The organism is Burkholderia sp. Bp8998 (assembly GCF_003854235.1).
Classification (GTDB): Bacteria; Pseudomonadota; Gammaproteobacteria; order Burkholderiales; family Burkholderiaceae; genus Burkholderia.
This window is the reverse complement of the sequence record NZ_QTQF01000026.1, coordinates 64,292-77,421: the sequence shown is the minus strand read 5'-3', so window position 1 is coordinate 77,421 and position 13,130 is coordinate 64,292. Positions and strand designations below refer to the sequence as shown.

Here is a 13,130-nt window from a genome sequence, read left to right as displayed (position 1 = left end):
GGCTATTTTTAGCGTGCCGGTCGTTCCCGGCTGTTAGTTGGTGAACAATATCCGGCCGATCGCCTCGCATGCAGCGACGAGACACGTAGTTTGGCATTATTGTCGTTGCGCAGCGCCGGTAGTGGTAGACGGCAAGTCATTCCGATCGAGCGCGATGGTACGGTGTTGGCGGTTACCGGCATTTGTACCGGTGAACAGTGTCCCAGTTGAGGCGCGAAGTGGTTCGATCCTGCCCGTTCGGGCAGCTTTTTTGGCGACCAAATACAAGATTTAATGTCAGTGACGGACCGTAATTGAACCAGGGTGCTAAGCTCCTTATCTTGAAATGGCGCCAAGCTTAGCCGGGGCACGATATGTCCGATTGAAAAATATCGAAGAAGGACACTCGCCGGAAACACTTGCTAAGCGTTCCATATAACTCGTCGAGTATCGAGCCGAATTTTTCGTGCTACACGTCGCAACGCACGTAGTCCGCATGGGCCGCTCGATTCCATTGAGCATGATGAAACGGAGAATATATGTCTCGTGCCGTGCATGTAAGCCCTCGAGAATCGATGGCGGTCTTGCCGAAGGTTTTGCAGCCATTTTTGACATGGTTGACCGGAGTGCCACTCGCTGGGCAATCACCATTGTTTCTTTGGTCATCTTGGAGTTTGCTTACGTGCACCATCGTCGAGATTCTAACCGGTGTTCTCACTGGAATCGCTGCCTTACATTTTTTGTATTGGGGCGTTGTCCTGCTGCCCGTCTCATGGCTCCTGACTGTCGGTGGGACGCGCACGCTATACGTGGTGATCGAGCATTCTTGTACCCACCACATCTTCAGTCGGAGTAGATCCGCAAACAAGTTGGTCGCGGAATTGATATCCAGTCTGTTTTGGACGCATTCGTACGCAGATTTTAAACTGGATCATACAACGCATCATCGTGCGACACGGCTCTCCGAAGATCCTGATACGCGCTTCCTGAATGAATGGGGATTTCACGCTGGAATGCCGATTGAATCTGTATTTAGGCGGATAGTGAGAACATCATTTTCGCCTCGCTACCATGCTTTGATTTTTTTTGAGCGTGTTCGATCAAGTTTCTCTGGATCTGCATTCAAGCTAGCTGCGTCCTTGATATATGCATGCATCGTTGCTTGCGTACTGAGTATTTTCCACATTTGGATCTATTGGATTGTGCTGTGGATATTTCCGATTGTCGTCCTCTTCCAGATATCAATGTTGTTGAATATTCTCACGGAACACCGGTGGCCGCCAGAACGGCAAGACAGGGAGAGGAACCTCGCAGAAGTGTGCTTCGGCCGATTCTGTGGCGAACGCGTCCCCTTCACTTCTCACGCGGCATTTCATGAACGATTGAGATTATGGACCGTCTGGTGGATGCGCGTCGTATTTATTTATGTTCCTTATCGTGTTTTTGTGCTGGTCGGCGACGAACCACAACATGATCTCCATCATCGGCAGCCGATGTCAGATTGGGCAAATGCGAAGTTTGCGAGGTTTCAGCTAGTTTCGAATGCTGGCCAAGATAAGCATGGACCATATACAGAGGCATGGGGTTCGCTCATTGACCATATCAAGGCCTGCTCTACGACTTTGTGTGTCACCGGTTCGAAATAGCAAGTCGTAGATTTGCAGCCGCACAAAAGGACGCCCCTGGCGTCACGAGAGATCAGACAAACGGAGTTGTAAGGATGTCAACACTTCTTAAGTCCAAAGATTATCTATTCCCAGTTGGTATTGAGTCGTTTCTGGATCAAATTCACGAAATGGACGTCGCCGCGTGGAGATCTGTCAACCGTGACTACTCCTTTCGCAAGAAGCTTTCGGATGATTGCTACGATCTGGTCCGTCGAGCCCACGCGCCAGGGGCCGAGGGAATGTGCAGCAAGAAAATCATCCACGAGATTCTCGAAATTATATACGATCGGGAGTTTTCTACGCCAGACATTACGAATACCGAATGCAATACAGAACCAATTCTACGTGACGTGGCGTCTATCTTTGAGCAATCAGTCATAAATGACGAGATTGATCTCGCGAGCAATCATATCGAAGAATATCCGTCAGACGGTGACGAATATGTGTTCTGGCTCAAGGCACTGATAGCTCGACATGGAGCGAGTAATCACCAATATTATAGTTCGTATCTTCCGCGCCATGGCACTTCGGACGATATAAAGTATCTTCTTGCCCAAGAAACATCTCTGGATCCTCGCTTCGACGATATTCTCGCCCTTATTCAGCTCGGTGCAAGAGGCGAAGAAAAGATGGAGCTGGCCGCCAACTACTGGGATGAGATGGGAAACGGAAATATCTACCACATGCACTCAGTGCTCTTTGCGCAGGCGCTGGGCGAACTTGCGATAACAGATCAATACATTCAAGAGAACTACCTCCTCGAAGCGAAGGTATGCGGAAACTTGTCTGCAGCTTTCGCCTTTAGCCGCAGACATTACTACAAGGCAATTGGCTACTTCGGCGTCACTGAGTATCTCGCTCCGCGTCGATTTCGAAGCCTGGTTTCAGCTTGGCGCCGACTTGGGCTATCGTCCAAAGGGCTGCAATATCATGAACTTCACGTGAGCGTCGATGCAGGTCATGCTGCAGGATGGTTCAGGAACGTCATTCGTCCCGTAGTTGATCGTGATTCACGGATTGGTCGAGATATTGCGATAGGCGCGTTAGTTCGACTCAACACGTCCGCGCGCTATCTTGACGCTTTGATGTCCCGTGCTGTCAGTTTGAACGACTCATCACAAACCTAGCGAGTTGGAAATGACCTTAAATAATCAAGACTTTGTTGTTCTGGATCTCCCGTCCCTTGACGGCAAAACAAAATCGAGCTTCGAAAATCTTGGGCTGGATTTATACGTCCCTGTCAAGAATCGATATCGACGTTTCGCACAATATCGCTTGACTCGTCAGGGGGATGACTGGAATTTCGAGCGTCTTCCGCACAGGGCCTATATCGCCTATTCGAAATTCAACAGTGTTGCGGGTGGCATCAGACGAGAATATGAGCCAATTGTCGCCGACTTCACCGAGATTATGCGACTTGCGACCAGGGCGGCGCCTCTCGACACACGTGAGGACTGGCAGATCAACGTGCACCAAACCCGAATCTTCGTCAAAAAAGGCGAGTTGCAGGGCGTCATCGTCCCGGAAGGACCGCACAAGGACGGACACGAGTTTGTTTTCATCGGCGTCTATGATCGGTGCAACATCACCGGTGCCGAAATGACCCTTAGGCCGGACGCCGACAAGGAAACCCCGTTCTACACGGCAACGCTGCCTGCTGGAAAGGGAGTGGTACTGAACGATCGCAATCTGTGGCATTACGTGAGCGACATTGAGGCCGTTGACGAGGAGAAACCAGCATACCGGGATACGTTGATCATCTCGTATTCTCGCTGGTCGGAACGATGGTATGGAGACGAGTTCGAGCGAGAAGCCTTATCTGAAGGCAAATGAGAAATGCACCCCATGTGATCATCAGGCGAGGGAACCATGTATGACTTTGTGAAATACGAGGCACAAGGTAATGACTACCTCGTCGTCGATCCTTCGCAGGCATCGATGCCCATTACGTCGCGAACAGTCCGTGAACTTTGTAATCGGCGCCAAGGCATCGGTGCAGACGGCGTAATCTTTGGGCCATTCATCGATCGGGACACGATACGCCTTCAGATCTTCAACTCTGATGGCAGCGAATGCGGAAGAAGCGGCAACGGCCTGCGCATATTTGCCCATTACCTACTTGACCAGGGTTACCTGAGTTCGACGGAATTTTCCTTGCGGACAGTGGCAGGAGAAAATCGTTTGAAAGTCATCGATTTCGATGCCGGAATTTTTACGGTTGAATTGGGGCCGTTCACATTCGACAGCGAGCATGTCCCGGCTACGGGCCCTAGAAGAGAGATCATCGACGAGCAGCTTCGGGTGGGCGAAGAGGTTTTCCGTGTCAGTTGTGTTAACAACGGAAATCCACATTGCGTGATATTCGATAGCGAGGCGTCACAAGAGCGAGTCTCTCGGATTGGTCCGCTGGTCAGCAATTCCCCTCTGCTACCGGAGGGCGCCAACGTGCAGTTGGTGCAGGTGCTGGACCGGAAGCATTTATATGCGCAGATCTGGGAGCGTGGGTCTGGATATACGTTGGCGTCGGGAAGTAGTGCATGCGCGATTGCATGTGTCGCTCATCGTCTTGGCTATGTGGATGCCGAAGTGACCGTGCGTATGCCTGGCGGCGATGTTTCTGTCTTGCATTCGTCCGACACCCTGTTTTTGACTGCTAACGTCTGCAAAGTCGCTGAAGGAACGCTTGCTCCTTCGTTCAAACGACAATTGCTATCGAATGCGGGGAACATCCACGTCTCGATATAGATTATTTTTAATCTTTAGGAATTTTAAACGTACGACGCTTTCAGGTTTATGACATCTTAAGTGGTCGCCATGTTGTGAAGTGGTCATCGTATTTTTTTTGAAAAAAGAGGCTGACACTGATATTTGAATGGGACAGCAATGTGCCGCGATTGGTCGCGCGATATCAACTGAACATGGTCGTTGACAATGCAGAATAGAAAGACAGTTGTGGGTGCTTGTCCATTAGACTGCCCCGACGGCTGCGCCTGGCGCGTAACGGTGCGCGACGGACTGGCGGTCAACCTGGAAGGGGTATCGGACCACCCCATCACACGCGGAGTGTTGTGCGCCAAAGTCAACAAGTATCTAGAACATACAAGGGCGTCCGATCGTTTGCTCTATCCGCTACGAAGGAATGGCGAGAAAGGCAGCGGTGCATTTGCGAGAATTAGCTGGAACGAGGCCCTCGATGAAATTGCGGAGCGTTTTGAAGCAATCATCGCTCGTCATGGGGGTGAGGCAATCTGGCCGTATCAAGGCACTGGCACGCTTGGATACCTGCAGGGGCTTCAAGGTCGTGCGGGCAGTCGCCTGTGGAACGTATTAGGCGCCTCAAGGCATGACTTGACGATATGCTCAATCGCGGGATTGGTCGGACATGAATATGTTACGGGGTCGCCCCGTGGCATCGACCCGGAAGCATTGGCTCACGCCAAGCTGATCATTCTCTGGGGAACCAACACACTTACGTCGGGCCATCACCCGTGGCATTTTATCAAGGAAGCACGACGCGACGGCGCGCACGTTGTCGTTGTCGATCCGGTTGCAACCCGTACGGCCCAGCAGGCCGATGAACATTTCGCGCCGTTGCCGGGTACCGATGCCGCTTTGGCAATGGGACTGCTCTATGTCATTGTGCAGCTCGGGTGTGAGGATCGAAGCTACATCTCGCAGCGAACTCTGGGCTGGGAGGCGTTCCGCGAGAGAATCCTAGAGTTCCCACCCGAACGGGTTGCCGCGATTACCGGCATCGAGCAGCGGCGTATTGTGGAGCTCGCGACGCGTATCGCACACTCGCGTCCGACCGCGATCAAGGCTGGGCAGGGTGTCCAACGGCATAGCGGTGGCGGAATGACGCTCCGGACGCTCGCTTGCATAGGCGGCGTGACGGGTGACTGGGGGCGCCCCGGCGGTGGCCTGATGTATTCCACCGATGGCTATTTCGGAGGCAATCGCGCAGCGCTGTACCGCGATGACCTACTCGAGCGCCCGGTCCGGAGTCTATCAATGACGCGTCTTGGCGAAGGTCTGCTCGATGTGCGTGAGCCGCCTGTCATGGGGCTCTTCGTATACGGAGCGAACCCCCTCGCAAGTTCGCCGCATCAGGAAAAAATTCGGCGCGGTTTGGCACGTGAGGATTTGTTTACGGTCGTAATGGATCACTTTCAAACCGATACTGCCGACTACGCCGATATCGTGTTGCCCGCGACCATGCAAACCGAGCATGCTGACTTGCATGACGGCTACGGACACCTGTGCATAGCGTGGAATGAACCGGCCGTTGCGCCTCCTGGTGAATGTCTTTCGACAACCGAAACATTTCGACGACTCGCAAAGCGTATGGGGCTTCGTGAGCCCGCTCTCTACGACTCGGACGACGCATTGGCTGAACAGTTGCTGGACACCGATCATCGCTCGTCGGCACATATCACCCTGACGCAACTCCGCAAGCAAGGTTGGATGAGACTGAACTATCCCAATCCGTTCGTACCGTATTTGAACGGATTTCCTACTGCATCAGGGAAGCTTGAGTTCTTCTCCGCGCGTGCGGCAGGCGATGGCCATGATCCACTCCCGGGCTTCACTCGCCCGAAAGAAGTTCTGAATGCTGAGTTGGCTCGGACCTATCCGTTCGCATTGGTCAGTGGGGCGTCGCACTACATATTGAATTCAACATTTGCTAACCATCCAACGCTGGTTCAGCAAGCGGGTGGTTCACAGGTATTGATCCACCCAGACGATGCGTCGATGCGAGGCCTCGAAACCGGCCAGCAGGTCCGCGTCTTCAATGAACGCGGCTGGTTCGTTGCCCAACTAACCGTGAGCGACCGTGTTCGCCCAGGCGTGCTCTCCGCTACGAAAGGTGCGTGGCCAAAATCGACGGGAGGTTCAAATCTTAACGCTACGGTTGACGAGCGAGATGCCGACATGGGTGGTGGATCGGTTTTTGGCGATAATCGTGTGGATATCGAGGAATATCCGGTCGATCTTGATGGCGCAGACTAAATTTTGTTTTTGTAACATGGTTTTTCTTGCCAGTGTCGGACGATGTGCGTTCTCGTAAACGACTACTCTTATCGTTGGGAGGGGGTATGAAATTTATAAAATTTGCATTTGTTTTTCTCGGGATATTTTGGGGGTCGAACTTTATCTACATGAAATGGGCCTCGGAGCACATCAGCCCCATGCAGATTGCTTTTCTACGTGTGCTCTTCGGGTTCCTTCCGTTGGCAATGATGGCTTGGAGTAAGGGAGTAATCAATCGAAGCCAGATTCGGCATTTGCCACACTTCTTTGTCATGGCGGCGGTGGCGACGGCCTTCTACTATGTTGCCATCGTAAAAGGTACGGCACTGCTTCCATCCGGAGTCGCTGGCGTTCTGGGGGGATCTATCGCGATTTTTACCGCGATCTTCTCGCTGCTACTGCTTCGAACGGAGAAACTAAATGGATTGATGTCCGCTGGAGTTGTTGTGGGTTTTGTCGGCATCATCTTAATTGCACGGCCTTGGGAAGGACCGGGCAGCTCCATCGATCTCACTGGCGTTGCATGGATGCTGGCGGCATCAATTATCCTCGGGTTGTCGTACGTCTATGTGCGCATTTTTCTTTCGCCTTTTAATCTTCCGCCATTGGCATTAGTTACATGGCAGATGGGTTTGGCGCTTCTCATACTCGCACTACTAACGAATTACTCCGGAATGGGACACATACTGCAAGATTGGCGAGCAACCGCCGGCGTCGTGGTCGGACTGGGAATCTTGGGAACAGGCGGTGCTTTCTTGCTCTATTACTTTCTGCTGCAGGAACTTGGTGCGGTTTCCGCTTCAGGTGCAACATATATTACGCCGACCGTGGCAGTGCTGATTGGATGGGCAAGCGGTGAACGCATCGATATGTTCGAAGTGGCGGCGATTGGCTTGATTCTTGCCAGTATTGCGATGCTTCAGGTCGGTCGGCAACGCGCCTCTCGCGAAGCGGAAAATCCAGTACGCGTCGCCGCCGCACGTCCGTAAGGTACCGCGCGAATTCGAGCGTATTGATTTATCGTACGGGCGTTCGTGTTGGTCGCTGTGAGGAGACCAAATTTCGTGGTTCACCGACAACGACGTGTGTTAAGCGGCTTTCAATATAGGAAGAATCCCTGCCATGAAATATCGAACTCTGGGACGTACCGGATGGAGTGTCTCCACCGTCAGCTTTGGCGCCTGGGCAATCGGCGGTTCCTGGGGCGCGGTTGACGATCGCGAGGCCATGCGGACGTTGCACACCGCGCTCGATTGTGGCGTCAATTTCTTTGATACGGCTGATGTCTATGGAGACGGGCGGAGTGAGCGCCTCATCGGTGCACTCAGGCGAGAACGTCACGAACCATTCTATGTCGCGACCAAGGCAGGGTTGCGACTGGATCCCCATGTTGCTGACGGCTATAACCGCACGAACCTCCTGGCGTTCGTTGACAGAAGCCTGCAAAACTTGAACGTCGACGTGATAGATCTCCTTCAACTCCATTCGCCTCCGACGGACGTTTACTACCGACCCGAGGTGTTTGGAACACTTGAGGATTTGATACGCATTGGCAAAATTCGGTTCGCCGGCGTGAGTGTTAATCGAGTCGAGGAAGGGCTCAAAGCCATCGATTTTCCGGTCGTTCAGTCAGTACAAGTTGTTTACAACATCTTTCGCCAACGCCCAAACGACCTGTTTCTGGCCGAGGCTCGACGGCGTGGAGTTGGGGTGATGGCTCGTCTTCCACTTTCATCTGGATTGCTTACTGGAAAGCTAACCAAGGACACTCGGTTCGACGCTCGTGATCATCGCGCTTATAACCAACACGGTGAGGCCTTCGACCCAGGTGACACATTTTCCGGGGTAGCCTACGACGTAGCAGTCGACGTCGTTCAGGAGCTAACTCAATTGGTACCTGTATCAACCACGATGGCACAGTGGGCGCTGCGCTGGATCCTGATGAATGAGGCAGTGACCTGCGTGATACCCGGTGGACGTAAGCCCTCGCAGGTCATGGAAAACATTGGCGCTTCCGATTTGTTGCCACTGTCAGCTGACGTCATGGCGGCGGTCCAAGAAATCTACAACGTACGCATCAAACCGCTCGTGCACGCGCGCTGGTAATCCCTACAGTCCAACAACGTTCATGACCCGAACGTCTATCTTTGTTGATTGTGGAACCCGAAATCAAAATATCTCACTCAAATGTCGCATTTCTCATCTTCTTGATTTCAAGACGCTAAAATCGACGTTAACATTTCCTTAAATCAATTTTTAAATAAATCATGCGTCAACTCCTCTCTACAATAGCAGTCTGGTCTGCAATCGGCGCTACCACGGCAGCGCACGCACAGCAGGTCGTCCTAATTGGGCATTCCGCTCCGCTTACTGGTCCCCAGGCGGCAAACGGAAAGGACAACGAAAATGGTGCACGTCTTGCGATTGATGAACTGAACAACCAGCAGATCAAGGTCAACGGACAGACTGTCACGTTCAAACTGATTTCCGAGGATGATCAGGCGGATCCGAAAACGGGAGTTCAGGTCGCTCAAAATCTAATCGACAAGGGCGTCGTCGCGGTTTTCGGGCCCTACAATTCCGGAGTCGCGATTCCGGCATCAAGGATCTATAACGGTGCGGGTGTGCCGATGTTACCCGTCGCGTCCAATCCGTCGCTTACGAAACAGGGATTCAAGAACATTTTCCGGATCGGGGCAAGCGACGAGCAGCTCGGCGGCACGATGGCCACGTTCGCAGCGAATACGCTGAAGGCCAAAACTGCTGCGATTATCGACGACCGCACCGCCTATGGCCAGGGAATCGCCGAGCAGTTCACGGCTGTCGCAAAGGCGAACCATTTGCAAATCGTCGACCAGCAGTTTACGAACGCTTCCGCGACAGATTTCCTTGGCATCCTGACTGCCATCAAAGCAAAAAACCCCGACGTGATCTTCTTCGGTGGCTATGCGGCCCAAGGTGCGCCGATGGCGAAGCAAATGAAGCAGCGAGGATTGCGGGCGAAGTTGCTCGGTGGCGACGGCATCTGCTCGGCTGACATGGGCAAGGTTGCGGGCGATGCGGCATCGATTGTGTACTGCGCGCAAGGGGGCCTCTCGCTCGATAAGACGCAGTCTGGGCGAGAGTTCCTGAAGAAATACTACGATACGTACCACGCCGATACGCAGGTGTATGGTGTGAACTACTACGACGGCATCAAGATGCTTGCTGACGCGATGGTCAAGGCAGGGACGATAACCGACAAAGCGAAGATCTCCGCCCAGCTCGCGAAGGGAAATTACAAGGGAGTCGCGGCCAACTATTCGTTCGATGCCAACGGGGATCTGAAGGGCGCGCCGACGACCGTCTACGTTATCCGAAACGGATTGCCCACACCATACAGGGAATAAACGCTTTCGCGAGAGTCGTGAGCTTGTTCACCTCTCAAGGAGGCCGCTGTCCAAACTCGCCATGGCACCTGCGATGGCAGCTGTGTCGGTGATGCGTCCCGTGGCCCTACGAAAACTGAATCTTCACATCGACTGGTCCTGGCGTCCGGGCGGTGCCGGCGACACTGTCTTGGCACCGCCCATGTTGAGTGGGATGAAACATGTGTGACCGCCGTGAGACGTGCCAGCTCGCTCTTACTGCTGCCGCCAATTTCGTGCATGGTGGGCCGTGCATGCGCCAGTGGGGCCGGGTTTGTGACCAGCGTGACTCGCCGGCCCGCCGGTTCGAAATATCCACTCATTCACACATAACTTACTCCCCGCGCATAAGGGGAGCGACCGGTCTCGTGCTCACCTCGGTCCGTAGATATTGCGATAATTGAGACGGTCGGCCGGGATTCACGAAAAATCCGCCGCATCTCTACCTAAGCTAGATGATCTAGCTCGATATTTCCCTGCTCGTACGGTGATGGAGTTGACCTTCCCCCTCTGAAGTATCCCACGGTAAAGTTAGTGGCAAGGCCGCAGGAGAAACCTTGTCACGAAGAAGTCGCGGTTCAGCGAAGAGCAGATTATCGGGGTGCTGAAGGAAGCCGATGCCGGCATGAAGGTCGCAGACTTGTGCCGCAAGCACGGCATATCGGATGCGACGTTCTATAACTGGCGTAGCCGCTACGGCGGCATGGATGTGTCGGAAGCACGGCGATTGCGGCAGTTGGAGGAGGAAAACCAGCGACTCAAGCGGTTGGTGGCGGACCAGGCGCTGGACATCCAGGTTCTGAAGGACGTTCTCGGAAAAAGTGAGTTCGCCCGCGCAGCGCCGGGAAGTCGTGCAGCAGGTGATGGAGCAGCACGACTATTCGGAGCGCCGGGCGTGCGCGCTCGTTGGCCTGAATCGCCGGACGTTCCGACGGCCAGTGCCACCTGACGTCGACCACGAAGTGCGGCAGCGGCTGCGCGAGCTGGCACAGGAGCGACCACGGTTTGGCTCGCCGCGCCTGCATGTCTTGCTGCGCCGGGAGGGCTTGGTCCAGAACCACAAGCGGACTGAGCGGTTGTACCGCGCAGAAGGTCTGTCGCTTCGCCTGAAACGGCGAAAGAAGCGCCCGAGTCATCTGCGCGTGGTGATGCCGACGCCTAACGGCGCAGACGAAAGCTGGGCGATGGACTTTGTTGCTGACGCGTTGGTGCATGGCCGACGTATTCGCATGTTGACCATCATCGACGCGTGGAATCGCGAGTGCCCGCACATCGAGGTCGACTTCTCGCTGACGGGCGTTCGGGTCGCGCGCGTGCTGGAGCAGCTACGTCAGCGGGGACGGCAGCCTAATCTGATTCAGGTCGACAACGGGCCAGAGTTCGTCAGCAAGGCGCTCGTTGCATGGGCGCACGAACATGGCTGTCAACGCCGACTGAAAACTGACACGGGGATGCGGCTATTTTCTTGGACTGATTTACGTTGTTAACCCAAGGCTTTCACGGTACTCGATGGGGCTGAGATAGCCGAGGGAGCCCTTGATCCGTTTTTCGTTATACCAGCGGATATAGGCATCCAGTGCCTCAACGAATTCCGCGATGGTCGTCGAACGCCAATTGCCAGGGTAAAACATTTCGGTCTTCAGCCTTCCGAAGAAGCCTTCGCAGGCCGCATTGTCTGGTGAGCAGGCTTTGCGCGACATGGATCGAATGAGGCTGGCGTTCGCAATCCGGGACAGCCAACCAGGCCAGCGATAGTGACCACCTCGGTCGGAATGCACAATGGGCTTCTCATCGCCCTCGGTCACAGTCTCGATAGCGGCATCCAGCATGGTATTCACGAGTTCTGCGTCAGGGCTCGTACCAATCGACCAACTGACGACCATGCCATCGAAGCAGTCGATCATGGGTGATAGATATACCTTCCCCGCAGGGATGTGGAACTCGGAGATATCCGTCAGCCACTTTTCGTTGGGGGCGGTGGCGTGGAAATCGCGATTGATGATGTTATCTTGGGCCGGACTAATTTCCCCAACATAAGAACGATACCGGCGCCGCTTGGGCCTGGCTGCGTAGAGGCCGCCTTGTTTCATGAGGCGACGCACGACTTTCTCTGATAGAAACACCCGTTGCCTGCTGAGCGCTGCCTGCACCCGACGATAGCCGTATGATCGGTGATTGTCCTCGAATATCTCTGCAACGGTGCGGCGGACTTCGGCATATTTGTCGGCGACCCGTATGGGCGACCGATGGTAGAAATAGGAGCTGCGCGCCAAGTCCAACCGCACAAGCAGTTCAGTCAAACCGTATTCTTCTCTAAGGGCGTCAACCAGCGTCGTCTTCTCCCGGTTGCTCAGGAGCGGCAGGTCGACGCCCAGGTCTTTTTTTAGGAGTTCATTCGCCTTCTTCAACAGGTCGTGTTCAAGCTGCAGATTGCGAATGTCGCGCCGGAGCTCTTCGACCTGTCGCTTCAGTTCGTCCCGATTTGTCTCTGCGGGTGAGCCCTTGTCGCGTTTCATGGATGCAGGAGCCTCTCGGCCGAGTAACTGGTTCTTCCAGTTGTACAGTGTCACCCTGTCGACGCCCAGCTTTCGCGCCACCGCCTGTGCACTTCCTTCCCGTGTGCACAGTTCGTACACTGCGGCCTGCTTGGACGCCAATGACACGGCCGGTCTGCCCGCCTTGCTAACCACGCATTTCTTGGTTTCCGGATAGCGCTCACGAACCCACTTCGACAGTATCTCGCGACAGGGATAGCCCAATGCCCTGAGGGTGAAGGTAATGCAGCGCCCGTGGTTGACGTAATGCTCGAGTGCCGAGTTCTTCTGCTCCTCTGAGTACTTCGGCTTTACGCGAACATACCCCTTCTGCAGATCGCCACTCTTTTCGAATTCGTCACACCACGCCTTGAGAGAATTCTTCGTCGGGTAACCCAACTGGCGGATGGTTGCCTTGATGCGCTTCCCGAGCTTCAGGTACAGCTCGACCGCCCGAACACGCTCTTCGTATGAATACATGGACTACCTCCAAAGTAGTCCAAGATTTTGTC

The 13,130-nt window shown here is 54.1% G+C and carries 10 protein-coding genes and 1 pseudogene; 10 read left to right on the top strand and 1 reads right to left on the bottom strand.

The window, feature by feature from the left end; all coding sequences use genetic code 11:
• The first annotated feature begins 518 nt into the window (after positions 1–518).
• From DIE06_RS39595 to DIE06_RS24275, 10 genes and pseudogenes are all read left to right on the top strand, one after another.
• The gene (locus DIE06_RS39595) at positions 519–1,625 is read left to right on the top strand and encodes a fatty acid desaturase (RefSeq protein ID WP_124663559.1); all 1,107 of its coding nucleotides are present in this window, start codon (positions 519–521) and stop codon (positions 1,623–1,625) included.
• A 74-nt stretch (positions 1,626–1,699) separates the two neighbouring features.
• Positions 1,700–2,773, top strand: coding sequence for an iron-containing redox enzyme family protein (locus DIE06_RS24315; protein WP_124663558.1), 1,074 nt, complete (start codon positions 1,700–1,702; stop codon positions 2,771–2,773).
• Positions 2,774–2,783: 10 nt separating this feature from the next.
• Positions 2,784–3,479 (top strand): 2OG-Fe dioxygenase family protein, encoded by a 696-nt coding sequence (locus tag DIE06_RS24310; RefSeq protein WP_124663557.1) that lies wholly within the window; start codon positions 2,784–2,786, stop codon positions 3,477–3,479.
• A 36-nt stretch (positions 3,480–3,515) separates the two neighbouring features.
• A complete protein-coding gene (gene dapF, locus DIE06_RS24305) occupies positions 3,516–4,391 on the top strand; it encodes a diaminopimelate epimerase (protein ID WP_124663556.1) in 876 nt (291 codons plus the stop codon).
• A gap of 186 nt (positions 4,392–4,577) precedes the next feature.
• Complete coding sequence (locus DIE06_RS24300; protein WP_124663555.1) at positions 4,578–6,656, top strand: molybdopterin-dependent oxidoreductase; 2,079 nt, start codon at positions 4,578–4,580, stop codon at positions 6,654–6,656.
• Between the two features lie 86 nt (positions 6,657–6,742).
• On the top strand, positions 6,743–7,666 hold the full coding sequence (locus DIE06_RS24295; protein WP_124663554.1) for a DMT family transporter: 924 nt from the start codon (positions 6,743–6,745) through the stop codon (positions 7,664–7,666).
• Positions 7,667–7,799: 133 nt separating this feature from the next.
• Entirely contained in the window at positions 7,800–8,783 is a 984-nt protein-coding gene (locus DIE06_RS24290) for an aldo/keto reductase (protein WP_124663553.1), read from the top strand.
• Between the two features lie 161 nt (positions 8,784–8,944).
• Positions 8,945–10,066, top strand: coding sequence for a branched-chain amino acid ABC transporter substrate-binding protein (locus DIE06_RS24285; RefSeq protein ID WP_124663552.1), 1,122 nt, complete (start codon positions 8,945–8,947; stop codon positions 10,064–10,066).
• Between the two features lie 595 nt (positions 10,067–10,661).
• Positions 10,662–11,033, top strand: a pseudogene (locus tag DIE06_RS24280) (transposase); the annotation flags it as partial.
• Complete coding sequence (locus DIE06_RS24275) at positions 11,023–11,571, top strand: DDE-type integrase/transposase/recombinase (RefSeq protein ID WP_185733466.1); 549 nt, start codon at positions 11,023–11,025, stop codon at positions 11,569–11,571. The pseudogene DIE06_RS24280 and the gene DIE06_RS24275, both read left to right, overlap by 11 nt.
• Here the strand turns inward: DIE06_RS24275 and DIE06_RS24270 are convergent.
• Complete coding sequence (locus DIE06_RS24270; RefSeq protein WP_124663550.1) at positions 11,560–13,098, bottom strand: IS3 family transposase; 1,539 nt, start codon at positions 13,096–13,098, stop codon at positions 11,560–11,562. The genes DIE06_RS24275 and DIE06_RS24270 overlap by 12 nt on opposite strands.
• Positions 13,099–13,130 lie beyond the last annotated feature (32 nt).

Excerpts from the sequence above, each read along its gene's own strand:
- DIE06_RS39595 (WP_124663559.1), top strand. The coding sequence starts at position 519 with ATGTCTCGTGCCGTGCATGTAAGCCCTCGAGAATCGATGGCGGTCTTG.
- DIE06_RS24315 (WP_124663558.1), top strand. The coding sequence starts at position 1,700 with ATGTCAACACTTCTTAAGTCCAAAGATTATCTATTCCCAGTTGGTATT.
- DIE06_RS24310 (WP_124663557.1), top strand. The coding sequence starts at position 2,784 with ATGACCTTAAATAATCAAGACTTTGTTGTTCTGGATCTCCCGTCCCTT.
- dapF (WP_124663556.1), top strand. The coding sequence starts at position 3,516 with ATGTATGACTTTGTGAAATACGAGGCACAAGGTAATGACTACCTCGTC.
- DIE06_RS24300 (WP_124663555.1), top strand. The coding sequence starts at position 4,578 with ATGCAGAATAGAAAGACAGTTGTGGGTGCTTGTCCATTAGACTGCCCC.
- DIE06_RS24295 (WP_124663554.1), top strand. The coding sequence starts at position 6,743 with ATGAAATTTATAAAATTTGCATTTGTTTTTCTCGGGATATTTTGGGGG.
- DIE06_RS24290 (WP_124663553.1), top strand. The coding sequence starts at position 7,800 with ATGAAATATCGAACTCTGGGACGTACCGGATGGAGTGTCTCCACCGTC.
- DIE06_RS24285 (WP_124663552.1), top strand. The coding sequence starts at position 8,945 with ATGCGTCAACTCCTCTCTACAATAGCAGTCTGGTCTGCAATCGGCGCT.
- DIE06_RS24270 (WP_124663550.1), bottom strand. The coding sequence starts at position 13,098 with ATGTATTCATACGAAGAGCGTGTTCGGGCGGTCGAGCTGTACCTGAAG.